At 64.7% G+C, this 23,879-nt stretch carries 26 protein-coding genes and 1 tRNA gene; 10 read left to right on the forward strand and 17 right to left on the reverse strand.

Features of this window, described 5'->3' with window-relative positions; translation table 11 throughout:
* Positions 1 to 161 precede the first annotated feature (161 nt).
* Positions 162 to 785, reverse strand: coding sequence for an ANTAR domain-containing response regulator (locus ACFC0O_RS42195; RefSeq protein WP_364643277.1), 624 nt, complete (start codon positions 783 to 785; stop codon positions 162 to 164).
* Positions 786 to 1,017: 232 nt separating this feature from the next.
* Here ACFC0O_RS42195 and ACFC0O_RS42200 point away from each other — a divergent pair.
* Positions 1,018 to 1,104: transfer RNA gene (locus ACFC0O_RS42200), tRNA-Leu, on the forward strand.
* A gap of 42 nt (positions 1,105 to 1,146) precedes the next feature.
* Here the strand turns inward: ACFC0O_RS42200 and ACFC0O_RS42205 are convergent.
* Positions 1,147 to 1,749, reverse strand: coding sequence for a tyrosine-type recombinase/integrase (locus ACFC0O_RS42205; protein WP_375967969.1), 603 nt, complete (start codon positions 1,747 to 1,749; stop codon positions 1,147 to 1,149).
* Between the two features lie 182 nt (positions 1,750 to 1,931).
* Here ACFC0O_RS42205 and ACFC0O_RS42210 point away from each other — a divergent pair, with 182 nt between their 5' ends.
* Both ACFC0O_RS42210 and ACFC0O_RS42215 read left to right on the forward strand, forming a co-directional pair.
* The gene (locus tag ACFC0O_RS42210; RefSeq protein ID WP_375968237.1) at positions 1,932 to 2,198 is read left to right on the forward strand and encodes an NUDIX hydrolase; all 267 of its coding nucleotides are present in this window, start codon (positions 1,932 to 1,934) and stop codon (positions 2,196 to 2,198) included.
* 1,045 nt (positions 2,199 to 3,243) lie between these two features.
* A complete protein-coding gene (locus ACFC0O_RS42215; protein ID WP_375967970.1) occupies positions 3,244 to 3,861 on the forward strand; it encodes a DUF4145 domain-containing protein in 618 nt (205 codons plus the stop codon).
* A 469-nt stretch (positions 3,862 to 4,330) separates the two neighbouring features.
* On the opposite strand, the gene ACFC0O_RS42220 is transcribed toward ACFC0O_RS42215, so the two are convergent.
* Entirely contained in the window at positions 4,331 to 4,891 is a 561-nt protein-coding gene (locus tag ACFC0O_RS42220) for a hypothetical protein (protein ID WP_375967971.1), read from the reverse strand.
* A gap of 491 nt (positions 4,892 to 5,382) precedes the next feature.
* Between ACFC0O_RS42220 and ACFC0O_RS42225 the strand changes: the two genes are divergently transcribed.
* The gene (locus ACFC0O_RS42225) at positions 5,383 to 6,153 is read left to right on the forward strand and encodes a GntR family transcriptional regulator (RefSeq protein ID WP_375967972.1); all 771 of its coding nucleotides are present in this window, start codon (positions 5,383 to 5,385) and stop codon (positions 6,151 to 6,153) included.
* An 8-nt stretch (positions 6,154 to 6,161) separates the two neighbouring features.
* Positions 6,162 to 6,830 carry a YdcF family protein gene (locus tag ACFC0O_RS42230; RefSeq protein ID WP_375967973.1) on the forward strand — a complete coding sequence of 223 codons (669 nt, stop codon included), beginning with the start codon at positions 6,162 to 6,164 and terminating at the stop codon, positions 6,828 to 6,830.
* 38 nt (positions 6,831 to 6,868) lie between these two features.
* Here ACFC0O_RS42230 and ACFC0O_RS42235 read toward each other — a convergent pair whose 3' ends face one another.
* The 5 genes from ACFC0O_RS42235 to ACFC0O_RS42255 all read right to left on the reverse strand — a co-directional run bounded on the left by ACFC0O_RS42235 (position 6,869) and on the right by ACFC0O_RS42255 (position 10,607).
* A complete protein-coding gene (locus ACFC0O_RS42235; RefSeq protein WP_375967974.1) occupies positions 6,869 to 7,495 on the reverse strand; it encodes a hypothetical protein in 627 nt (208 codons plus the stop codon).
* Between the two features lie 229 nt (positions 7,496 to 7,724).
* Positions 7,725 to 8,090 (reverse strand): hemophore-related protein, encoded by a 366-nt coding sequence (locus ACFC0O_RS42240; RefSeq protein WP_375967975.1) that lies wholly within the window; start codon positions 8,088 to 8,090, stop codon positions 7,725 to 7,727.
* Positions 8,091 to 8,316: 226 nt separating this feature from the next.
* Entirely contained in the window at positions 8,317 to 8,640 is a 324-nt protein-coding gene (locus ACFC0O_RS42245; protein WP_375967976.1) for a hypothetical protein, read from the reverse strand.
* Between the two features lie 103 nt (positions 8,641 to 8,743).
* Positions 8,744 to 9,865 (reverse strand): hypothetical protein, encoded by a 1,122-nt coding sequence (locus ACFC0O_RS42250; RefSeq protein ID WP_375967977.1) that lies wholly within the window; start codon positions 9,863 to 9,865, stop codon positions 8,744 to 8,746.
* A 187-nt stretch (positions 9,866 to 10,052) separates the two neighbouring features.
* Positions 10,053 to 10,607, reverse strand: coding sequence for a TetR/AcrR family transcriptional regulator (locus tag ACFC0O_RS42255; protein WP_375967978.1), 555 nt, complete (start codon positions 10,605 to 10,607; stop codon positions 10,053 to 10,055).
* A 123-nt stretch (positions 10,608 to 10,730) separates the two neighbouring features.
* Between ACFC0O_RS42255 and ACFC0O_RS42260 the strand changes: the two genes are divergently transcribed.
* Positions 10,731 to 11,831, forward strand: a complete 1,101-nt coding sequence (locus tag ACFC0O_RS42260) for an FAD-dependent monooxygenase (RefSeq protein ID WP_375967979.1) — start codon at positions 10,731 to 10,733, stop codon at positions 11,829 to 11,831.
* 161 nt (positions 11,832 to 11,992) lie between these two features.
* Here the strand turns inward: ACFC0O_RS42260 and ACFC0O_RS42265 are convergent, their stop codons facing one another.
* Entirely contained in the window at positions 11,993 to 12,544 is a 552-nt protein-coding gene (locus tag ACFC0O_RS42265) for a hypothetical protein (protein ID WP_364643287.1), read from the reverse strand.
* A 174-nt stretch (positions 12,545 to 12,718) separates the two neighbouring features.
* Here ACFC0O_RS42265 and bla point away from each other — a divergent pair, with 174 nt between their 5' ends.
* From bla to ACFC0O_RS42285, 4 genes are all read left to right on the forward strand, one after another.
* Positions 12,719 to 13,639 (forward strand): class A beta-lactamase, encoded by a 921-nt coding sequence (gene bla, locus ACFC0O_RS42270; RefSeq protein WP_375967980.1) that lies wholly within the window; start codon positions 12,719 to 12,721, stop codon positions 13,637 to 13,639.
* Positions 13,640 to 13,801: 162 nt separating this feature from the next.
* Positions 13,802 to 14,362 (forward strand): monooxygenase family protein, encoded by a 561-nt coding sequence (locus ACFC0O_RS42275; RefSeq protein WP_375967981.1) that lies wholly within the window; start codon positions 13,802 to 13,804, stop codon positions 14,360 to 14,362.
* 51 nt (positions 14,363 to 14,413) lie between these two features.
* Positions 14,414 to 15,097 carry a low molecular weight phosphatase family protein gene (locus tag ACFC0O_RS42280; protein WP_375967982.1) on the forward strand — a complete coding sequence of 228 codons (684 nt, stop codon included), beginning with the start codon at positions 14,414 to 14,416 and terminating at the stop codon, positions 15,095 to 15,097.
* 170 nt (positions 15,098 to 15,267) lie between these two features.
* Positions 15,268 to 15,669 (forward strand): hypothetical protein, encoded by a 402-nt coding sequence (locus ACFC0O_RS42285; RefSeq protein ID WP_364643294.1) that lies wholly within the window; start codon positions 15,268 to 15,270, stop codon positions 15,667 to 15,669.
* Positions 15,670 to 15,782: 113 nt separating this feature from the next.
* On the opposite strand, the gene ACFC0O_RS42290 is transcribed toward ACFC0O_RS42285, so the two are convergent.
* From ACFC0O_RS42290 to trpB, 8 genes are all read right to left on the reverse strand, one after another.
* Entirely contained in the window at positions 15,783 to 16,694 is a 912-nt protein-coding gene (locus ACFC0O_RS42290; protein ID WP_375967983.1) for an acyl-CoA thioesterase, read from the reverse strand.
* Positions 16,695 to 18,116, reverse strand: a complete 1,422-nt coding sequence (pyk, locus tag ACFC0O_RS42295) for a pyruvate kinase (RefSeq protein WP_375967984.1) — start codon at positions 18,114 to 18,116, stop codon at positions 16,695 to 16,697.
* 90 nt (positions 18,117 to 18,206) lie between these two features.
* A complete protein-coding gene (locus ACFC0O_RS42300) occupies positions 18,207 to 18,875 on the reverse strand; it encodes an amino acid ABC transporter permease (protein ID WP_364643300.1) in 669 nt (222 codons plus the stop codon).
* Positions 18,876 to 18,908: 33 nt separating this feature from the next.
* Positions 18,909 to 19,667, reverse strand: a complete 759-nt coding sequence (locus ACFC0O_RS42305) for a transporter substrate-binding domain-containing protein (RefSeq protein ID WP_375967985.1) — start codon at positions 19,665 to 19,667, stop codon at positions 18,909 to 18,911.
* Positions 19,668 to 19,866: 199 nt separating this feature from the next.
* A complete protein-coding gene (locus ACFC0O_RS42310) occupies positions 19,867 to 20,352 on the reverse strand; it encodes an NINE protein (protein ID WP_375967986.1) in 486 nt (161 codons plus the stop codon).
* Positions 20,353 to 20,427: 75 nt separating this feature from the next.
* Positions 20,428 to 21,636 carry a prolipoprotein diacylglyceryl transferase gene (gene lgt, locus ACFC0O_RS42315; RefSeq protein ID WP_375967987.1) on the reverse strand — a complete coding sequence of 403 codons (1,209 nt, stop codon included), beginning with the start codon at positions 21,634 to 21,636 and terminating at the stop codon, positions 20,428 to 20,430.
* A 156-nt stretch (positions 21,637 to 21,792) separates the two neighbouring features.
* Positions 21,793 to 22,593 (reverse strand): tryptophan synthase subunit alpha, encoded by an 801-nt coding sequence (gene trpA, locus ACFC0O_RS42320; protein ID WP_364643308.1) that lies wholly within the window; start codon positions 22,591 to 22,593, stop codon positions 21,793 to 21,795.
* Complete coding sequence (trpB, locus tag ACFC0O_RS42325) at positions 22,590 to 23,876, reverse strand: tryptophan synthase subunit beta (protein WP_375967988.1); 1,287 nt, start codon at positions 23,874 to 23,876, stop codon at positions 22,590 to 22,592. Before trpB ends, trpA begins: the two co-directional genes overlap by 4 nt.
* Positions 23,877 to 23,879 lie beyond the last annotated feature (3 nt).

Consider the following 23,879-nt stretch of genomic DNA (forward strand, 5'->3'; position numbering starts at 1 on the left):
ATCGGCCCGGACAGAACATATCCCCGCCACGTTAGGTCCGCATCACATTCGGATCATTCATGTGACATCGCAACAAACGAAAGAGCCCCTCGTGTTACCGGTGGGTTAATTGCGCTGGCGCATTTCCGGCAACAGAGGGGCAATGTTCGGGCAATCGCGGCCTACTTCGGCGCGAGATTCTCCAGTACGACCTCCGCGACCGCCTTCATCGTGGTGCGACGGTCCATTGCGGTGCGCTGAATCCACTTGAATGCCTGCGGTTCCGAGAGGCCCTGGGTCTGCATGAGCACACCTTTGGCACGCTCGACGAGCTTGCGGGTCTCCAAACGATCCGACAGATTCGCGACTTCGCTTTCCAGCGCGGCGATCTCGTGGAAGCGGCTGGCGGCCAATTCGATGGCGGGCACCAGATCGGACTTCGTGAACGGCTTCACCAGATAGGCCATCGCGCCCGCGTCGCGTGCCCGCTCGACCAGATCGCGCTGGCTGAAGGCGGTCAGAATGACCACCGGCGCAAGACGTTTCGACGCGATCTCGGCGGCGGCGTCTATTCCGTCGCGGCGCGGCATCTTCACATCCATGATCACCAGATCAGGACGCAACTCCTCGGCGAGCTCCACGGCCTGCTGACCGTCGCCCGCCTCACCCACCACGTGATAACCCTCTTCCGAGAGCATCTCCACCAGGTCCATCCGGATGAGCGCCTCGTCCTCGGCAACCACCACCCGCTTGGGGGCCGATGCCGCAGCATCCTTCTTCGAACCGCCCCCTGCTGTCGTTCCCATAGATGAACCCCTGTCGCTCCGATATACCAACACCCGACGTACATCGGTCCGAAGCCACCCTCGACGGATCGGCACGTACCCGAGTACCCAAAGAGTACCGTCCGTCCCCCGCCACAACCCACGTACCCAGCGCAAACCGACCAGTATCACAACCGTGTCATTCTCACCCCCACCCTCCCGAGCCCCGGTTAGGTCATCCGCCCCACCACCCGCTATAGTTCCAACGCGGTGCGCCGAGTTGGCGGAATAGGCAGACGCGACGGTCTCAAAAACCGTTGTCCGAAAGGACGTGTGGGTTCGATTCCCACACTCGGCACCAAGGTAACGGGCTGTTTCGGTGATCACCGAGACAGCCCGTTTTCTATCCAGTCCGCAGTTGGTCCGCAGCATTCCGCGCGCCCACGTCCATTCCATCGGCCACGGCGTCGAGATCGTCCGGGAACAGATGCCCGTAGAGATCCAGCGTCAACGTGGCCGTTTTGTGCCCGAGCATCCGTTGCACGACTTTGATGTTCGCCCCGGCACTGATCGCCGTATGCCGAAGCCCGTGCGGTACAACACCTTTCAAACCAGCCTCCAACACCGCCTGGTTGAACACCCAGCGGAACTCGGTCGAGGTCAGGTAGCCACCCTTGTGACTGGCGAATACGAGCGCTTCCGGGCCGCGGTCCTCCAGCAGCACCTGGAGCTCCGCCACCAGCGTCCGCGGAATCGGTACCGCCCGAGTCGTGTGATTCTTAGTGCTGGTCTCCACCACCCCTTTGCCGGTGACCCCAGTTGCCGAACGAAATATGGTGATCCGCCGCGTGTCCAGATCGACCGCAGTAGCTCGCAACGCGACCGCTTCACCGAATCGGATGCCCGTGTAGGCGAGAGTCAGGACCAACGGCCGGAATCGGCCAGCGGCCATGGCCAGCTTCATGACTTCCAGATGCGTCAGATATCGGCGCTGAGCGCTGATCACCGTGGGCAATTCCACGTCTTCGGCGGGATTGGCGGCCAGCCGCTTGGACTTGATCGCGAACCGCAGTACTTAACCGAGCACCTGATACGCCTGCACCGCGACGCGATGCCGACAGACCCCGCCCCTCGAACCGGCTCAGCCGCACCGCGATCCGCGAGACACAAGAAGAGACCGGCGTCGACATCAGGCTCACCGGCGTCGTCGGCATCTTCACCGACCCAACGCACGTCATTCACTACACCAGCAACGATGAAGTCCGTCAGGAGTTCACGATCATCTATCGCGCCGAACCAATCGGTGGCGCGCCGACGACAAGTGACGAAAGCACGTCCGTCGAATGGGTTCCGGTAGAACGGATTTCGAACCTCACGATGGATCCGAGTCAGCGCAAACGCATCGATTGGGCGCTCACCAAGGCAGAGACCTACATCAACCCCGAGGCCCGCTGAACCGCTCCGCGCAACAACGGTTCGGATCGGTCGATTGCCGTCCGAACAAGCGTGCCCTCCGGATACCGCACCCTGATATCAGCCAGCAGCTCATCCAGGGTCAATGTCTGCCCTGTCGGCCCTGTGGTCATGTCTGCCCACCACACCATTCGAAGCCAGGTCTAGCGACCTACCGCTGTGGAGTCCTCTTGCGACCACTCCCGAAGCCCCAGAGACAAGCGCATTCGATTAGTCGCCGTGTCATGGACAGGCGCGATCATACGAAGCAGTGCCCGAAGCTTCTCCTCATCCAAGGGACCCACTGGTTCACCCCACTTTCGAGTCACCTGCCGCCAAACGTCCCAACAAAGCAAGTAGCCATCTTGGCACGTCGCCCTCGCAATCGGTGAACCCACAAGTCCGAGCCTTGCAAGCGATCGAGACGCTGCCATGTGCGCATCGTCAGCCTCGTCCTCTAGCTGATCCGATGGCCTTCTACCGGCTGCATGGCAACGGCAGATCTCTCGAATTGCTACGACCCAACGATCCAAAGCTGTCAGAAAATCGGTGTAGCTACTGACACGTCCCTGCCGCCAATAGTGATCGTGTTCGCGTAGTCGAGTCATACGCGCCGTTAACCACTGCCCTCCGATCGTGCCAACCACGGTGCCGAGCACACCGATAACCCCGACCACAATCGGCACCCACACCGATACCTGTCCGCCCAAGGTCCGTACCCCAACTCGCGATCGACAGTCGTCAGGAGACAGTAGTCGCAGACAAGCCCTGTTCGTCGGTCTTCGCTCTGAACTGATCGACTAGCCGATCACGCGGTGGCGAAGCAAAGGCGCTCTTCCGTAAAGTAGCTCCCCGCCTCCTCATCGGCCCGATTGTCTCGCTCCACTCAGCCGAGTCAAGGGAAAGAGCGCCCTTGACACGACTGAGCTCCGCTGAGGATGGCCTTTATGAGGAAGCAGGGAGAAGATCAGTCGGCTGAGCTTCTTCGCCGACCCTCTGGTCGGAAATCATGTACGGCGCAGCCCGATTCGGTGAAATACTGCCCACCGTGACCGATGAGGTACGGGCCTTCCTTTGCCCTGAATGTGGCGAACCGTCCAAAAGCGCAGTACACGGCATCGCAATCCAGAACGACCCCGAAATCTTCCCACCGGCGGAGTTTTCACTCCTGCTGTGCTCTAACAACGAGTGCCAGGAACCAATCGTCCAGGTTCGCGAGGACTGGGGCGACGGCTTCGAAGACGACAAGCCAGTGATCTACCTTCCGTCGAAGCGGCAACTCAACGCCGCCATCCCCGCGGCTCTGTGCGACGAGTTCGAAGAGGCTCAGAAATGCTTTGAAGCCAAGGCGTACCGAGCGACCCTAGTCATGGTCAGGCGAACCTTGGAGGGAACCTGCGCCGACCAGGGCGCAACGAAGCGGATACTCGCTGAGAATCTCAGAGAACTCCAGGCGCAGGGGAAGATCGATGGGTTGTTGGCCCAGTGGGCCGACCTCCTTCGCGTAGTCGGCAACAAAGGAGCACATTTCACAGGCGAAAAGGTCTCCGCACAAGACGCACAAGATGCCCTGGACTTCGCGGAAGCCTTGCTCGACCACCTCTATGTACTGCGTGCACGTTTCGATGCCTTCAAGGCCCGACAGACCAAGCAGGCCAGCCCCTAAAGTACGTCGCAACACGCCATCGCCTGCGGACAGGATGGTCACCAATTTGGTCACCGAACACCGCGAGACAGCCCCAAACGCCCTGGACAGAACGATACAGCCGAGACATGCTGCTCGGTCACGAGCAGGCCGAACGATCGCAGCTACGACCGCCTGAGATCAATGCCCGTTTCTTCGGGACGAAGAGGTTGAGGCTGGGCCGGAGTCCGCAAATCGTCCGCAGAGCCTCCGTTCTCAGCCCAATCACACCAACGGTGCCAACGGCGCAATCCCCCGGTCAGAGGCTCTATCTCGTTGCGCGCCAAGCCTACCCAGCACTCGCAAACGTCGAGAGCAACCACCTCAAAAACCGTTGTCCGAAAGGACGTGTGGGTTCGATTCCCACACTCGGCACCAAAATAGAGGGCCGTTCCGAACACACCCGAAACGGCCCTCTACTCATTCGCCTCATAAGGCATATGCACAGTGGTCAGGAAAGTTCAGGCTGCGGTGGTGGAGGCAGCAACACGTCCCTTTCCGGTCGCCCGCCGCCGGTGACGCTCCCACGAACGCCGAGATCCTTCCTCGCCGCGTCATGGAAGGCGTTGATCGACTGGAAGACAGCTCGAAAGTCTGTCAACCAGTCGTCGTGAGACCCCGCGACCTCGCCCCGCGCCCGCCAAATCAGGCCCTCGGCAGTGGCGTTCAGATCGTGAGCGGTCTCCACGACATCCTCACCACCAAGCAGCATGACTCGTTCGAACGCTCGACTTCGCACCCTGACAGCTTCCGACAGTGCCGCACGCAACTCCTGCTCCGGTAGCGCCTCGGCGCGCAGCTCCTGCCTCCGATATCCCTCGTACAGAACCAATGCCGCCGAAACGCTCGCGCGGACCTTGTCGACATAGTTCTCGTAGGCATCGAGCTTCTTGCCATCCCACCGAGTGGCGAGCTCGTACTGATTACGTTGTCGCGTAAGCAGATAGGTGGCGAAATACGTTGCCGTCGCACCCAGCAACACCGCACCGATAGTGACCAACTGACTGACCATGCGCTCCCCCAGAAGCCGAACCTGACGCCAGCCTATGCGCCGAACCTCTTGTGATGCAGTTTCTTTCAGTCCAATGATGAACGGGCATCGCCTAGATACGCCGCCGCGGTTCGCTTGCGCGGACACGGCGGCTCACATGAAGCATGGATCTTCAAGATGCCACGGGCACGCTCGGGATTGATCGCGTACACGTAGCCCCGCTCACAGTCGTCGCGAACCCAGTTCGTCACGCGGACCCGCGCTCCGCCGACCGAGAAGTCCGCCGCATCCCACCGCCCACCCGATTGAGGAGTGCGCTCACCTTCCATCACTCAACCCCCTTGCGCCTGTTGCGATTCAAGAACAGCCCTCCAATAGAGCCAGCTCTATTGGAAAAGAATCACATCGTTGAGTCAATAGAGCTGGCTCTATATGGCAAAGCGCGTAGATTCCATGGTTACAGCTACCCTTAACAGCGGCTACCTCAGGACAAATGACGAGAGGGCTCCCCGATGAGCACGACCGGATACCGCGAACTGGCGGCGCGCCTACGGGACTCCATCCAGCGGGGCGAGTACCTCCCCGGCGCGAACCTGCCGAAGCAGCAGGAGCTGGCGGAACAGTTCGGCGTCAACATCAAGACTGTTCGCCAAGCAGTTGGACTACTCGAAGCAGAGGGCCTGGTCACCGCGATCAGGCGCCGAGGGACGGTGGTCCGCGAACGGCCACCGATGAAACGCCTTGGTGTCGAACGTTATTCGAAGCAGAAGTGGAAGTACGGAGACACGGTTGCGTTCATAGCCGACCGCGAGGCATCAGATCGGCCGTGGAATCGCACCGACCAGACGCAGACCGTGGCGCTCGTTGAGGCGGACGCGGAGGTCGCCGAGGCGTTCGGCCTCGAACCAGGCGCGCACGTATTCGAACGCGCCCGGACGGTCCGCGACTCTGGTCAACCGACACACACGCTCACAAGCTATTACGTTCCCGAGCACGTGGAAGGCACGCCGCTCGTGGATCCGACGCCCGGCCCGGCCGGTCCCGGCGGCGGGTTCGCTGTACTCACGCTGCAGGGCTACGAACCCGACCACATATCCGAAACCGTCTGCGGGCGTATGCCAACCCCTGAAGAGTCCAAGGTTCTCGAACTCCCCGCTGGTGAGCCGGTGATGATTCTGGAGCGGCGAACCTATACCGCGAACGACGTTCTTATCGAGTTCGCCAGAGGTGTCCACGCCGCTTCCCGATTCGCATGGACCTACGACTTCAAGCTTCCCGAGTAAGGAGAGCCGTGCCTACAACGACCATCCCGGACGATCTCCGTAGCGATGTCGAAACCCTTTGGGACTACAGCCAAATGCACCACGAGCCGAAGCCGGTGGATCTCGGGATCGGTCTCGGAAGCCATGATCCAGATGTGCCGGTCTACACGGCGGAGTTGTACCACCGTGGACTCTTTCCGACGATTGTGTTCACCGGAGCCAACGCACCCGGCACGGTCGAGGCGTTTCCACGAGGCGAGGCTGTCCACTTCCGCGAACGCGCTCTCGAACTCGGCGTGCCGGACAGCGCGATCCTCGTCGAACCCGAGGCGACCAACACCGGCGAGAACATCGATTTCACACGTGCACTCATCGAAGAGCACACGGCCCTGGGACCAATTCGCACTATCCTGCTGATCTCCCGCCCTTACCAGCAGCGCCGGAGCTATGCGATATGCCGAAAGCGTTGGCCCGGAGTCGAAGTGACGTGTGCCGCGCGCCCACTCCCCCTCGATGAGTACATCGCTCGAATCGGCGACGCCAATCGGGTGATCAACATGCTGGTTGGCGACACCCAGCGCCTCTGGGTCTACCCGGCCAATGGCTGGGCAATCGAGCAGCCGATACCCGCTGCCGTACGAAAAGCCTTCGCCTGCTTGGTAACCGCTGGATTCAGCGCGCGGCTACTGCCCGAGTGAGATGACTTTGTCGATATCGCGCATCCGAACGGGCATCGTCAGGAGGCTTCCTTACGAGCTCGCTTGGTGTTGAACCGGACAGCCCAACGGCGCACTTCGGCCTCATGCTTCGCGTGGACCTCCACGATCAACTGCTCACCCACCGCATTCTCCACAAGTACGAACAGGCGGCGATCTTCGACGGTCTTCTTCGCACCGAGGCCCGCCGCGATCGCACCGACCGGGCCGAAGAGCAATCCACCGGCGGCAATTCGTGTCACGGTCGCACGCTTGACCAGCGCACCGGAGGATTCGACGGAAGCTCGCGCGCCAGCTGCCGAGATCGGCTCCTGTCCCGGAGCACTCACCATGCCTCGTGAAATCCTGATACCGGGATCGGCTTCCCGCTGCGTCTGAAGCGCTTTGGCTTCTGCCGAACGTTGCCCGTGAGCCTTGTACTCCGGCGATGTACCGAACAGGACGATTCCGGGAAAGAAGATCAAGAGCGGCGGGACACCGAAGGCAGGCCCACCCCAGATCGCGCAAATGCCCAGCACAATTGCAATCAGTAACAAGACCGTTCCGACGTTCCCCTCAACCGACGTCTCGGTACTCGCATCCTTGCCAGCCATACCCGCCCCACACACTTCGATCATTGTGACGACACCACTGACGATGCCGGACACTGTTTGCCTCTGAACGAGTCTTCTTCAGACAGACAACTTTTGGCAAATCACCTGAATCGCCGTGAGCCGAGTGGGCGGCATGGAGCTGCCCCCGGTAGTCACCGGATTCGACCGCCGACCGCTCCCCGAATGAGTGACATGCGGAGCAGCTCGGTGGACAGGCAGACACGTATTGGACAGAACAGGCAGGGCCGGTGACAACCGGCCCTGCCGTACCGCTCCGTTTGGGTCAGTACTGGCTGCAGGTGTCGACGACCTGGGAGAGCTTGTTGCCGAATTCGGCGTTGGTGTCGGCGCTCACGCCCATTTGCTGCTGCTGGGCGATGAGGTTCTGGAATGCGGTGCGACGCTGGTCGACCGGTTGGTCGTAGGCGTTCTTGATGGCGGATTTCTGGGCGGGGGCGGCGTCGAGCTGGGCCGCGGTTTCCGGGGAGACCTTGTGCAGGGCGGAGTCGATCTGGGCGAAGGAGCAGCTCGAGGTCAGGAGCGGCTCGATATCGCTCATCGGGTCGGCGGCGGCGGGACCCGCCAGCGCGATCGCGGCGAAACCGGTGGTCGCGATCGCGACCGCAAACCGCGCACTGAACAACCTCATGTAGGACCGGCCTTTCGAAGTAGCTGGATCGACATGGACAAACCGACCCCTCGGGATGGGGTCGGCCACAAGGGGTATCGGAGCCGATCCGGCGATGGCTTGGTCGACTCGGGAAGTTTCCGGGAGATACCGCAAACCGGTCCCATATGGGCGATTTCGGCGGACTCCGGCGACATTGTCGGAGCGCGGGACAACTTGCGCCCCGACGCAACCGGAATCCGGCAGGCTACGGGGTGGGCGATGCACTATCGGTGCGCGCGTTCGCGCGCGAAGACACTGCGGCGGAGGGCTTTTCGCCGAGCAACAGGCGCGTGATGACACGGTAGACCAGGACCGCGGGAATGACGGTGAGCAGCGCTATGCGCAGGACTACCTCCAGAGCGGCAATTGCCAAGTAGGGCAGGCTCATACCGTCGGGGGAACCGAAGCCGTGAGTTGCCGAGAGGGCGGCCAGGGCTGGGTGCAGGACCAGGTACAGCGCGAGCGCGAGAATGGGCAGGCGAAGGAGTCGCCACGCCGGACGCAGGCGCAGCGGGATACGGAAATTCATCAGAGTGGCTCCCCAGCCAGAGGTACGAAGTTTCATCGGGCCAACTCCCCAGCTGGAAACGCGGAGCCTCATCGGGCCAGTTCCGGGCCGTAGACGCGGAGGCTCATCGGGCGAGCTCCGGGCCGGAGGTGAGGAAGGCGAGGAGGAGGGCGTTGCCGGTGGCGCCTGCGGTGGTGAAGCGGAGGCGGGGGCCGGTGTGGAGGGGGAGGCCGAGGAGGTCGGCGGTGCGGAAGACTCGGGTGAAGACGTCGTGGTTGGCGAAGGCGTGGGCGGGGGCCAGGGCGAAGCTGGTGGCGGAGACCGAGATTCCGAGGATTACCGGGCCGCTGTCTATGTCGCCTGGTCCGGTGTAGCCGCTGCCGTATTCGTGAATCGCGCTGAAGCCGAAGAGGGTTCGTTCCTGGCGGAACATTCCGTCGGCCAGCTCCTTCGCCAGGGAGCGGTCGGCGAAGCCCGCGAAGTAGGCGGCCAGGCCGGTGCCGGAGGAGCGTGGGGCATCGTGGGATTTGGCGTCCACACCCATGCGTTGCACGACCAAGCCTGTGCCACGGTCGATTTGGACGGCGCGGACCTGCTGCGCCCAATGAGCCAGGACCGCCGAGTGGTCGACGCCGGTCGCGCGGCCGTGCACCGCGATGGCGGCGGCGACCGCCGCGATATCGGTGGGGTACGCCTCGCCGGGGAGCGTGTCCAGCAGGGCGGTCGGCGAGGCGAGCAGGCGACGCTCATAGGAGGCGACCAGCGCGTCCTGCTTCGCCGCGAGGTCGGCGGGGAATGCCGGATCGACCAGCCGCGCCATGCCGAGCGCCAGGGCCGGATAGGACAGGTACGCATGACCATTCGGGCCGTCGAGGACGGACATACCGTCCTGCCCGTGCCAGGCGGCGGTGAAGGTGGAGCGCATTTCGGGCAGGAGGGTTTTCGCGGCGGCGCGGGTCGCGATGGGGGCGTAGCGATCTCGCCATTCGGGATGCGCGAGGCAGATCTGCGCCAAGCCCTGCGCGGTCATCTGATGGGTGAGCAGCCCCCACATATCGGTGAGCTCGCCGCCTTTACCGCTGGCGCGGAGTTGATCGTCCTCGGCTTCGAACGCCACCATTTCCTCGGCGAGTCCGCGCACGCGCGCCGCGTCTCCCCGGAACCAGGCATCGGCTTCCCGCCCGCACCACCAGTTCGGCACCGCCACCGCGACCAGTGCCGCGACAACAAGCCCGAGCACCAGCACGATCGGCCGCCGCAACCTGTCCGGTCGCGCGGTCGGCCGATCGGGTTCGAATCCATCCGCCGGTGCCGGTTCGAATCCATCCGGCCGCCCCGTGGCCCGCTCGCCCCGACTCGACGCCGCTTGCGGCCGAACCGGGCGCTCTGTATCCCCACCCAAATCCATACCACACGGTACACAGCGGGAGCGCTCAGGCGAGCAAGGCTCGAACAATGCGATCCACACCCGGGCGCGCGTCGAAATATGTTGCTGGATAGGTCAATTGATGCAGCGCCGCGCCGTCGATGTATTTGGCCACGAGCGGGGTCACCTCGGATGGCGCATCCGGGACCACCGCTCGGAGCATGGTCGCGATCCATTCGGTCAGGCGGGTGTGGCCGCGGAGTAGGACCTCCTGAAGGCCGGGGGCCGTTTGGGATTCGAGGAATAGGGCGTAGCGGGCGAGGGTGCGGGTGCGGTCGGTGGTGACGGCGTGAGCGAGCAGGGCGGCGAGGCCGTCGATGAATTGCGGCAGCGTACTGGGGGCGGCGATGCGGGTGACGGCTTGCCAGTCGGCGTAGTCGCGTTCTTCGAGGCGTTCGGCGATGCCGGTGAGCAGGGCGTCGCGGGTGCGGAAGTAGTTGGAGGCGGAGCCCGGTGGCATATCCGCGAGCTCGTCGACCGCGCGGTGGGTGAGGGCGCGCAGGCCGCGCGTACCCAGAAGTTCGATCGCGCCATCGAGGATCAGCTCGCGTTTGGTGGGCATGCACGGATACTACATCGGTAGTGATTGGCACTACATAAGTAGTTTTTTCACTACAGGAGTAGTACCGTTCACGGCGTGCAGCGAACGGCTCGGGAGAGCCGATTCGGATCGAAGGGAAACGACATGCCCAAGGCGCTCATCATCGGCGGCGGAATCGGCGGACTGGCCACGGCCATCGCGTTCGATCGACAGGGCTGGGAGGTCGAGGTGCTGGAGAAGGCCGCCGCGATCAAGGAGGTCGGCGCGGGATTGTCCCTGTGGCCCAATGCCATTCGCGCACTCGACGCGCTCGGGCTGGGCGAGCGGGTGCGGGCGCGGGCCATCGAGGAGGGCTCGGCCGGAATCCGGGACAGCAGGGGCGCGTGGCTGTCCCGCGCCGATACCGAAACGATGCGGACACGCTATGGCAACCCGATCATGATCCACCGCGCCGACCTGCTGGACATGCTGCGCGCGGCACTGCCGCATAACACGCTGCGCACCGGCATCACGGTGACCGAGGTGCGCCACGACGGCACCGTCACCCATTCGCGGGGCACCTCCACCGGCGATGTGATCGTCGGAGCCGACGGCATCCACAGCATCGTGCGGCGCGCGGTCTGCGGCGTGGTCGAACCCCGCTACAGCGGTTACACCGCGTGGCGAGTTGTGGTCTCCCCCACCGCACCCGTCGGCGATCTGGGCGAAAGCTGGGGCCGCGGTGAGCGATTCGGCTATGCCGGACTGGCCGACGGCCGCGTCTACTGCTTCGCGACCGCCAACGCGCCCGCGGGCACCCCGAGCGACGGCCTCGCCGAACTGCGCCACCGCTTCGGCACCTGGCACGATCCGATCCCGAGCCTGCTCGCCGCCGCCGACGACACAGCCGTCCTGCACAACGACATCTACGAACTCCCCGCGCTGACAACCTATGTGGCGGGCCGCATCACCCTGATCGGCGACGCCGCCCACGCCATGACCCCGAATCTGGGCCAGGGCGCATGCCAGGCCCTGGAGGACGCGGTCGTGCTCGCCCGCGTCGCCGCGGCGGACAACGACCTCACCCGCTACGACGCCGAACGCCGACCCCGGACTCAGATGATCGCCGCACGCTCCGGCAGGATCGGCGCGGTCGCCCAACTCGCCTCGGCCCCGGCGGTATTCATCCGAAACGCCGTCCTGCGCCTGATCCCCTCATCGGCACAGTCCAAGGCCCTCGCACCGGTACTCGACTGGGAATCCTGACACAGCCGACGGCGCGCACGCGATGACCGATATGCCGCACCGAGACCCGTCCGGCCCGCGCCCCGCAGGGCTACAACGAACGCTGAACTCCCTTACACGACATCGGCGGAGTACGCGAAGATCTCGCGGGCTCGACCCGATCGGAGTCGCCGCCGAACGTCTCAGGCGCTGCCCTCGGCGAAATCCTCGACCGCCGGCGGCACATCGTCGATGCCGCGGGTTTGCAGATCCGCCGAGGTGAAGGTGAGGCTCGCGCGGCTGCCCGCGAGAATGCCGAGCAGCGCTTCGAGCATGTCCAGGTGGGCTTCTCGCGAGGAGTGCATGAGTTTGTCGATGCGAGCCGAGGTTGCCAGCACCTGGCGACCCTGATCGCCCGCCGCTTCGAGGGAGCGCAGCAGCAGGCCCGCCTCCTGCTGTCCGGAGGTGGGGGTGCGCTGGGCGAGCAGCGAGTTCACGGTACGTTTGAAGTGCATGAACAGGACTGTGCCGCGCGGGATTTCGACCATCTGACCCATTTCCAGGGTGAGGCTGTAGAGGTCTTCCAGGCCGCTCAGTAATCGTTCGCGGTACTTGCGCAGGGCCGCGTTGTAGGCGGTGTTCTCCTGGATGTAGCCACCGATCGGATCGGACCAGTTCGCCTGTGCCAGTACATAGATTTCGGCCAGATCGCGTAGGTGGTAGGTGCGCGGGGCGGCGACGGTTTCGGAGCTCACCACCGGACAGTATCCGGGCCGGTGCTGGTCCCGCACGGCATTAGAACGACTCACAGTTCGGATGAGAACCGGCGTGGCGCGACCGCTGCGCGGGATGCGGCATTTGCCCGATGGCAGCTGACCGCCCGAGTTTATTAGGGTCGGTAATGGAATAGCGGCGACGAAGGGATGTGTATGCGGTTCGGGTGGCGTGGCACGGTTTTGGGGGCGGCGGCCCTCATCGCGATCGCGGGATGCGGCGGTGGTGACGATTCCGGCCCCGACGCGAGGGAAACCACAGGCAGCGCCGCCGAAACCGTCGATGTCACCGGCGCGATGCGCGATCTGGAAACCAGATACGGTGCACGCCTGGGCGTCTTCGCGGTGGATACCGACAGCGGGCACGAGGTCTCGTATCGCAAGGACGAGAAGTTCGCGCTGGCATCCACTTTCAAGGGGATCGCGTGCGGGGCGCTGCTGAAGCAGCATCCGCTGCACACCGGCTACTGGGACACCGTGGCGCATTTCGGCCAGGAGGAGGTGGTGGCCGCCTCGCCGATCAGCTCGCAGCGAGTCGAGAGTGGTATGACGATCTCGGAACTCTGTCATGCCGCCATTACGGCCAGCGACAACACCGCCGCCAACCAACTGCTGAAGCAGCTCGGCGGACCGGAGGCGGTCACCGCGTTCATGCGGAGCATCGGCGATCAGGTGAGCCGCCTGGACCGTTGGGAAACCGATCTCAACACCAATATTCCGGGCGATGAGCGCGACACCACCACCCCGGCCGCGCTGGCCGCCGACTATCGCACCCTCGTGCTCGGCGATGTGCTCGGACAGCCCGAACGCGATCAGCTCAAAGCCTGGCTGGTCGCCAATACCACTGGCGCGCAGCGGATTCGAGCGGGTCTGCCGCCGGGCTGGACGGTCGGCGACAAGACCGGTACCCCGGCCTACGGCGGCAACAACGATGTGGCGATCGCCTGGACCGAACTCGGCGGCCCGATCGTGATCTCGATGCTGGCCACCAAGACCGAGCCCGACACCACCACCGATAACGCATTGCTCGCGGACGCCACGCGACTGGTGGTGAATACGCTCAACGTGCACGAATAGCGGTAACGGACTGGACGGCTGGATGGCATCCGCGGGCCTGAGAGAGCATGCTGGACCCAAGGGGACGCGAAGTGAAGAGGGTCCGAACCGTCGTGGCGGGTATTTCGTACATCCGCACAGACCGACCTGACGACGGCCTCGGTTCGAAGTGGAGGTCTCCTCATGCGGGTGCACAGGGTTACGGCGGATCTGTCCGAATACCCGGACCTGGTGGTCATCCTGCTCGGTATGCGGGTGCACCGCCCGCGCGGCATCCTGCGGCTGCTGGGCGTGGGCCCCAAGCTCTACAGATCCCATCACGACCGCCCGGACGGCCTGCTCTCGCACGAGGACGTGATCTGGTCGCTGTTCCCGCCGCACTGGGGCGCGCGGCAGTACTGGCGCGATCTGGAGAGTCTGGAGCGCTGGACCCGATCCGAACCGCACAAGATCTGGTGGCGCGATTTCCTGAAGGATTCCGGCGGCACCGGCTTCTGGCATGAGGCGTATTTCGCGCGCGGCGGGATCGATTCGGTGTACGACGATATGTCCCCGGTTTCCGGCCTCACCCGATTCGCACCGATGGTGCCCGCGCGCGGCCGCATGTTCTCCACGCGGCAGCGCGTGCGGGGTGCGGCACCATTGGTCGAATCGGTGGTCGACGAGACCGAGTACTACGCCGGGAGCGAACTCCAGGCGACTGACATTCGGCCGCGAGATGAACTTCCCGGACGAAACGTGTGATTCGGTCTTCCAGGCGTTTTCGCGACCGCGCCATGGGCATACGTTGAGCGCATGCATGTGCTCTTCGTGTGCAGCGGCAACGTTTGCAGGTCCGTCATCGCCGAGCGCCTCACGCTGGCGGTGGCCGCCGAACACGGGCTACAGGAGCTATCCGCCGAAAGTGCGGGCGTGCGGGCGCTGGTCGGCTTCCCGGCGGAACCGCTTGCGGCGCAAACGATCATCGGACTCGGCGGCGACCCGAGCGGATTCAAGGCGCGCCGGCTGAAACCGGAGATGGTGCTGCGCGCCGATCTGGTGCTCACCATGACCGACAAGATCCGGGATCAGGTGCGCGAACTGGTGCCCGAGGCGCTGCCCCGCACCTTCACGCTGCTGGAGGCGTACCGCATCGCCAAGGTGAGCGGTGCGCGCTCGGTGGTCGGACTGCATGCCGCCCGCGACGATCTGGCCTATGTGGGGCGCGAGAACATCTCGGACCCGGTGGGTTTGAAGGCCCAGCAGTTCTGCGAGGTCGGCGATCGGATCGCCGAGGCGCTGGTGCCGCTGCTGCTCGCCCTGCACGCGCATCAGCATCCGCAGGCCACCATCCACCCTCGTGGCACCGCCGGTGATGCCGGTGCGCAGCGCCCCGCGCTGCTGGTCCTGCCGGGCGGGCGCGCCGATACCGGTCCGCTGCCCGAATTGTCCCGGCGGTCAGCCGAACCCGTGCGGCATTCGGTGGGAACCGCCGGGTAGGACCGGAATTCGGGCATTCGAGACCCGCTCCTACTTCCCTTGTGGCGTAACCAGGATTACGCTGGCCCCTGCGTGTCAATACACCTGTCTGCCCGCTAAGTCCGGTAAGGGATTACACTTCCGCGCGGAACACCACCGCCGGTGGTTCGACACAGGAACAGGACTCAGACATGCCGAAGCGCATTTCGGATGTTTCGCTCCATGTTTTCGTCACACCGCAAACCCTCCACCGCGTCACCGAAACGGTGTGCCGCGTCGTGGATGACTACGTGGACGATCGCGACATCTTCGCGTGGCGCTTCACCCTTCCGGTGGAGTGCGACGATCCCACCCATACGGTCCTCGAAACCCAGTGGCGCCTGGATCATCCCGACGCCGATCCGGGTGAGCGCCGCACCTACGAGATAGCGCTGAGCCTGGTCGGCGAGGCGCGCCAGCTCACCAAGGCGGGCATCGCCCGGCTGGAACAGCGGCTGGTGCTCGAGCTATCCGCGGACGAACCCATCCCCTACATCGTGCACGCGCTGCAGCGGGAGAACTTCGACCTCGAAGAGAACCGCGAACTCATCTGAGCCGCTACCCCTCGGCATCCATTGCGAGCGGGTGGATTCCGGCCCAGACCGTGCCGGAATGACGAACGGGCCGCACCCACGCGACGGGTACGGCCCAGATCTGCTGTCTCGGGTCAGGCGCGGGCCGGGAAGTGCCGGATGACGCCTTCCTGCACCGTGGTGGCCAGGAGTTCGCCTGCGCGCGAGTAGAAGTGACCGCGCGCCAGTCCGCGCGAGCCCGCGGCGACGGGTGATTCGGTGGCGTACAGCGCCCAGTCGTCGAACCGGAACGGCCGGTGGAACCAGATGGAATGGTTCACCGTGGCCGCGAGAATTCGGTCATGCCCCCAGGACAGCCCGTGCGTGGTGATGATCGAGTCCAGCACCGTGGTGTCTGACGAATACGCCAGCGCCGCAACGTGAATCAGCGGATCATCGGGCAGCGCGCCATCGGTGCGCATCCACACCCGATTGTGGTTGAGCTTCTCGCCCGTGCCCTTGAGGATCCAGGCCGGATCGTTCGTGTACCGCATATCGATGGGATGCGGTGCCTTGACGAACATTTCGAGCTTGTCTTCCATGCCGATGAAGGATTCCTCCACGCGCGGAAGGTTTTCCGGATCGGCGACCTCGGGCAGCGGCGAACCGTGCTCGAGGCCCTTACCCCAGTCCTGGAAGGCGGCCAGCATGACGAACAATTCCTGATCGTCCTGATAGGCCGTCACCGTGCGATTGGCGAACGCGCGCCCGTCGCGATGCCGATCGACGCGATATTCGATCGGCTTCTTGACGTCGCCGCCGCGCACGAAATGCGCGTTGACCGCGTGCACCGGCCGGCCGGGGCCGACCGTGCGCCCGGCGGCGATGATCGCCTGCGAAACCAGCTGCCCGCCGAAGGTGCGACTCCACACCTTCTCCGGGTGCTGTCCGATGAAGATGTCCGGTCCGTGCTCCTCGAGATCGAGCAGCTCGAGGAGCACCCGTAGATCATCGGCCGGGGCCGATTTCTCAGCCCCAGTCAAGGTTTCGTCAAGCGACGCACTCACCTAGTGGTCCTCCTCGCCGATGCGGTGCACGTGGATCAGATTGGTCGACCCCACGGTACCCGGCGGGGAGCCCGCCACGATCACCACGAGATCGCCCTTGCGATACCGGCCGATGGACAGCAGCGCGGTGTCGACCTGATGAATCATCTCGTCAGTGCTATCGACGGTGGGCACGATGAATGTTTCAGTGCCCCATGTCAAGGCCAGCTGACTGCGAATCGCCGGATTCGGGGTGAATGCCAGCAGCGGCAGCGGGGTGTGCAGGCGGGCCAGGCGGCGCACCGTATCACCGGACTGCGTAAAGGCAACCAGCGCTTTGGCATTGAGCCGCTCGCCGATATCGCGCGCCGCGTAGGAGATGACGCCGCGCTTGGTGCGCGGCACATGGGTCAGCGGCGGCACCCGGGTGGAGGATTCGGACTCCACCGCGTGCACGATGCGGGCCATGGTGCGCACGGTCTCGATCGGGTAGTCGCCGACCGAGGTCTCACCCGAAAGCATCACCGCGTCAGCGCCATCGAGCACCGCGTTCGCCACATCGGACGCCTCGGCGCGGGTGGGCCGCGAGTTGGTGATCATCGATTCCAGCATCTGGGTGGCCACGATGACCGGCTTGGCGTTCTCACGCGCCATCTGGATGGCACGCTTCTGCACCAGCGGCACCTGCTCCAGCGGAAGCTCCACGCCGAGGTCACCGCGCGCCACCATGATGGCGTCGAAGGCCAGCACGATGGCCTCCAAATTGTCGATGGCTTCGGGCTTTTCGAGCTTGCCGATGATCGGCACCCGGCGGCCCACGCGATCCATGATCTCGTGCACCAGCTCCACATCGGACGGGGAGCGCACGAAGGACAGCGCGATGAAGTCCACGCCGAGCTTCAGCGCGAACTCGAGATCCTCGATGTCCTTCTCGGACAAGGCCGGAACGGAAATATCCATACCCGGCAGTGAGACGCCCTTGTTGTTGGAGACGGGGCCGCCCTCGGTGACCCGGCAGATCACGTCATTGCCGTCGACGCGCTCGACGGTCAGTCCCAGCTTGCCGTCGTCGACGAGCAGCCGATCCCCGGCCTTGGCGTCCTTCGCGAGCTGCTTGTAGGTGGTCGAAACTCGGTCGTGAGTGCCTTCGATGTCGTCTACCGTGATGCGGATTTCTTCACCCGTCGCCCAGACGGTCTTACCCTCGATGAACCGGCCAAGTCGGATCTTCGGTCCCTGGAGATCGGCGAGAATTCCCACCGCGCGGCCGAGCAGATCGCTGGCCTGACGCACCTTTTTATAGTTGTCGGCATGGTCGGAGTGTTCGCCATGGCTGAAATTCAGCCGCGCCACGTCCATTCCACTCTCAACGAGTTCACGAATACGGTCCTCGGACGACACAGCCGGTCCGAGTGTGCACACAATCTTCGTTCGTCGCATCACGGCATCAACCCTAGACCTGCCGTTGGTGTCCCGCTGAACGGGCACACGCTCCTGCGAAAGATATACACATGCCGTTCAGCTAACCGCCGGTCAGCGCGCGACGTGCCGTCCGAGGCGGGTCTCCAACCGGGTTTGCCCGAAGCCCAGGACCAGGCATATTACCCAGTAGTAGAGTGCCGCTACGCCATACAGCGCGAAGAAGTCGAACGTCGGCGCGGCCGCCAGCTGAGCCGTCCGCAACAACTCGGTGACGAGGATGGTGGACGCCAGCGAGGTGTCCTTCACCAACGAGATCAGGGTGTTGGACAGCGACGGCACCGCGATCCGCGCGGCCTGCGGCAGGATGATCAAACGCAGTGCCTGCGCATAGCTCATACCGACCGCGTAGGACGCTTCCCACTGCCCCTCGGCGACCGAAAGAATAGCGCCGCGAATGACTTCGGCCGCATATCCGCCGACATTGAGACTGAACGCGATCACCGCCGCCGGGAACGGATCGATCACTATGTGGAACTGCGGCAGCGCGTAGAACACGATGAACAGCTGCACCAGCAGCGGCGTACCGCGAATGATCGAGATGTAGAACCGGGCCGCCGCCGATACCGGCCACAGCTTCGACATCCGGGCCAGCGCCACGAACAGCGCCAGCACCAATCCGATGGCGAAGCTGATGGCGGTGAGCGGCAGCGTCATCTCGACGGTGGCCTTCAACATCGGCCACAGATTCGCCCGGATCAGTTCCCAGGTGGCGTCGTCCATTCGGTCGCCAGTCGTCCAATCGTCCTGTGCCGCTTACTTGCTGACGTCGGTGCCGAAGTACTTGTCGGAGATCTTGGCCAGGGTGCCGTCCGCGCGCAGCTGGTCCAGGGCGGTGTTGACCTGATCGATCAGCGCCTGCGAATCCTTGCGCCCCGCGAAGGCCTGCTTGCTGGTCTCACCGGTCTTGCCCGCGACGTGCACGCTGGAATCGTTGGTCTTCTTGGCGTATTCGCCCACGGCCAGGGTGTCGTTGACGGTCGCGTCGACGCGACCGTTCTTGAGCAGCTGGATCGCCTGTACGAAGCCCTCGACGCCCTCGACCTTGCAGCCCGCGCCCGCCGCGACCTTGTTCCAGTTGCTGGTTACCGACTGCGCGCAGGTCTTACCGCTCAGATCGGTGAGCGCGTGGATGCCGGTGTTATCGGCCTTGGTGACGATGACGCCCTCGGAGGTGGTGTACGGCTGCGAGAGCGAATACTTCTGCGCGCGTTCGGGATTCACGGTCACCTGATTGGCGACCAGATCGAAGCGCTTGGACTCCAGGCCCGCGAAGATGGCATCCCAGGGGGTCTGCACGAATTCGACCTTGCGGCCGAGCTTTTCGCCGACGGCCTTGGCGACCTCGACGTCGTAGCCGGTGATGCTGCCGTTGTCCTGGTAGCTGAACGGAGCGTAGGTGCCCTCGGTGCCGATCTTGAGCACATTGGGGTCGTCATTGCCGCTGCTGCATGCGGTGAGCGCCGCGGTAGCGGCGACTACGGCGAATACGGCGGCCAACAACTTACGGCGCACGGGGACTACCTCTCCTCGAGCGTGGTCGACCCACGCGACGGACAACCGACAAAGGGTACGCCGTAAACCAACCGGGTGGCACGTCAACCATCTGATCGCGCGAAAACCTTGTGCGATCACGCATGGTGATGATAAACGGCGGACGGGCACCGCCCTGCCCAGTGGTGCCCGCCGAAGTCGGTGTGTCGCTACCGCGCGATCAGTCCTTGAGCGGACGCCCCTGCGGGTCCGGCACCTTGCCGGTGAGGATGAGAATGCCGTCGATCAGCGACCAGATACCGAAGCCGCCGCATGTGATCAGTTGCAGCACACCGATGGTGGTGTAACCGAGGTAGAAACGGCCGATACCCAGGGTGCCGATCAGAATCTGCAACAGGCCCGCGGTGAGCTTGGACTTGTCCGAGTAGGGGACGCCGTACGGATCGCGGCCGAACGGGGCCTCTGCGTCCGCACCGTAGGGCATCGGCTGACCGTAGGGGCCGGGCTGGCCGTACGCGGGCTGCGGTGCGCCGTACGCGGGCTGCTGGCCGTATCCGGGCTGGGGCTGACCGTAACCCGGCTGCGGCTCACCGTAACCGGGCTGGGGCTGGCCGTAACCCGGCTGCGGCTGACCGTACTGCGGGCCGGTGCCGGGCGCGCCGTACTGCGGGCCCTGCTCCGGCTGTTTGGCGAATGGATCCGTCACTCGAGTCCTCCTGGATCGCGGGCCGCACGGCCCCCTGTGTGCTGAACCCGCCGTGCGAGCCTCGATACGCGGCGGTCAGGAGCCATTCTTTCCCGAGTCGACCGTTTTCGTCTCGTCGAGCGTGACCGCCGGTTCGGATTCACCGGATTCGGAAGAGTTATCGCGAACCTTTGCGGATTCGTTGCCTTCCGAAGCGGATTCGGAGGTGGCGGGGTCCCCGGATGACCCAGCCTTCTCGAGATCGGGCGAATCGGACTTCTCGAGATCGATCGCCGCATCGTCGGCGGCGGTGTCGGCCGCGGCGGCATCGGCGGTGGTGAACTCGGCCGCCGCGACCCCGGTGCCCGCACCGTACTTGCGCAGGGCGGAGAACTGCCACGGCCACGGCCGCAGCACACCGGCGCGCACCTGGTCCGGCGTCTCGCGCCCCTTGGTCGCGAAGACGAAATACGCTATGGCGCACAGGAATACGATCGCCGCGGTGAACGAGTTGATCCGGATCCCGGCGATATGGGTGGCGTGATCATCACGCAGCAACTCCACGAAGAAGCGCCCGAAGCAGTAGATCGCCACGTACAGCGCGAACAGCCGCCCGTGCCCGATCTTGAACTTGCGATCCACGTACAGCAGGATCGCCACGCCGAGCAGATTCCAGATCAGCTCGTACAGGAAGGTCGGCTGCACGATCTTGACCGGCGGACCCGAGGCGATGCCGTTCATCAGATCCGGATCACCGTGGGTGTTGAAGCGGTCGTAGATCTCCAGCCCCCACGGCATGGTGGTGGTGCGGCCGAACAACTCCTGATTGAAGTAGTTGCCGAGCCGCCCGATGCCCTGCGCGAGCAGAATGCCCGGCGCGATGGCGTCACCGAACGCGGGCAGCGGGATCTTGTAGATGCGGCAGCCGATCCACGCGCCGAGCGCGCCCAGCAGCACCGCACCCCAGATGCCGAGGCCGCCCTGCCAGATCTTCCACCAGTCCCCCGCCTTACCGCCGGGACCGAAGTACGTCGACCAGTCGGTGGCCACGTGATAGAGCCGGCCGCCGATCAGACCCAGCGGCACCGCGAACATGGCCACGTCCAGCACCATGCCCTGCTGTCCGCCGCGCTGCTGCCACCGCTTCTCCCCCAGCCAGATGGCCGCGACGATGCCGAGGATGATGCAGATGGCGTAGGCCCGCAGCGGGAACGGTCCGATATCCCATACGCCGCGAGGCGGACTGGGAATGTAGGCCAGCACGTCGGAGGCCGGAACTCGGTCGGCCAGGGCTCGTATGGTCACGCGCCCACCGTAGCGGAATCAGCTGGGAAGGCATGTGGCCCGGGTGGCGCGCCGCCGACACCTCGGCGAACAACGCGCGCACCACCGGACGAGCGTGGTCCGGGAACACGAAGGGCGCGCGTCGAATTCGACGCGCGCCCTTCGCTATTGCCTATGTCAGGAAGCCACGGCGGCCGAGCGGACACCGAGGGCGAGTTCCTCGGTGAGGGTGCGGACCGCGCCCAGGCCCTGGGCGGCGGCGCTCACCAGCGCCGAGCCGACGATGACTCCGTCTGCGTAGGAAGCGATTTCGGCCGCCTGCGCGCCATTGCGCACACCCAGGCCGACGCCGATCGGAATATCCGAATGCGCGCGGACGCGGGCGCACAGGGCCGGAGCCATATCCGAGACCGCGTCACGAGCGCCGGTGACGCCCATGGTGGAGGCCGCATAGACGAATCCGCGCGAGGCTTCCAGCGTCTTGACCAGGCGCTCTTCGGTGGAGGACGGCGCCACCAGGAAGATGCGATCCAGGTTGTAGGTGGAGGAGGCGACGAACCAGTCGTCGGCCTCTTCCGGAATCAGGTTCGGCGTGATCAGGCCGAGGCCGCCCGCCGCCGCGAGATCGCGGGAGAAGGTGTCGACGCCGTACTGCAGCACCGGATTCCAGTAGGTCATGACCACGGCCTTACCACCGGCCTGGCTGATCGCCTCGACGACCTTGAACACGTCGCGGACGCGGATGCCACCGCGCAGCGCCTGTTCGGCGGCGGCCTGGATGGTCGGTCCGTCCATCACCGGATCGGAGTACGCGACGCCGACTTCGATGACGTCGCAACCGGATTCGACCATGGTGCGGCAGACGTCGATACTGCCCTGCAAATCCGGGTATCCGGCGGGCAGATAACCGATGAGCGCCGCGCGATTCTCCTCACGGCAGGCTGCAAAAGTGTTCGCAAGGCGGGACTGCTGGCTCACTTGTCGTTCTCCTCGGTCTTGTCGAAGAGCCCGAACCAGCGGGCGGCGGTGTCCATATCCTTATCGCCGCGACCGGACAGATTGACCAGAATGATCGCGCCCTCGCCCAACTCCTGGCCCAGCTTCAGCGCACCGGCGACGGCGTGCGCGGATTCGATGGCCGGGATGATGCCCTCGGTGCGGCTCAACAGCATGAGCGCGTCCATGGCCTCGGCATCGGTGATGGGCCGGTATTCGGCGCGGCCGATGTCCTTGAGGTGCGCGTGCTCCGGGCCGACGCCCGGATAGTCCAAACCGGCTGAGATCGAATGCGATTCGATGGTCTGGCCGTCCTCGTCCTGCAGCAGGTACGAGTACGCGCCCTGGAACGCACCGGGCCGCCCACCGGCGAAAGTGGCTGCGTGACGGCCGGTTTCGACACCGTCGCCCGCCGCCTCGTAGCCGATCAGGCGCACGCCTTCATCGTCGATGAACGGGTGGAAGATGCCGATGGCATTGGAACCGCCACCGACACAGGCGGTTACCGCATCGGGGAGCCGACCGGTCAGCGCCTGGATCTGCTGGCGCGCCTCCATACCGACGATGCGCTGGAAGTCGCGCACCATGAGCGGGAACGGATGCGGTCCGGCGGCGGTGCCGAAGCAGTAGTAGGTCGCGTCGGCATTGGTGACCCAGTCCCGCAGCGCCTCGTTGATGGCGTCCTTGAGCGTCTGCGAACCCGTTGTCACACTGACGACTTCGGCCCCGAGCAACCGCATGCGGGCCACGTTCAGCGCCTGCCGCGCGGTATCGACCGCACCCATGTAAATGACGCATTCCAGGCCGAGCAGCGCGCACGCGGTGGCGGTGGCGACGCCGTGCTGGCCCGCGCCCGTCTCCGCGATGACGCGGGTCTTACCCATGCGCTTGGCGAGCAGCGCCTGCCCGAGCACATTGTTGATTTTGTGAGAACCGGTGTGGTTCAGGTCTTCTCGCTTGAGCACCAGCCGCGCCCCGCCCGCATGCTTGGCGAGGTTCTTGCACTCGAACACCGGCGACGGACGCCCGGTGTAGTCGCGCTGCAACCGATCCAGCTCATTGAGGAAGTTGGGGTCGACGCGCACCTTGTCGTATTCGGCGGTGACCTCTTCGATCACGGCCATGAGCGCCTCGGGCACATGGCGGCCGCCGTATACGCCGAAGTGCCCGCCGAGATCCGGCTCATGCGCACTGCGATGCGAGACGCCCGCGCTGGCCTGCGGCAGGCCGAGCGTGTTCTTACCCAGGTCGTTGATCTGTGTCATCGG

The organism is Nocardia sp. NPDC056100, from assembly GCF_042266325.1.
In the GTDB taxonomy this organism is placed as follows: Bacteria; Actinomycetota; Actinomycetes; order Mycobacteriales; family Mycobacteriaceae; genus Nocardia.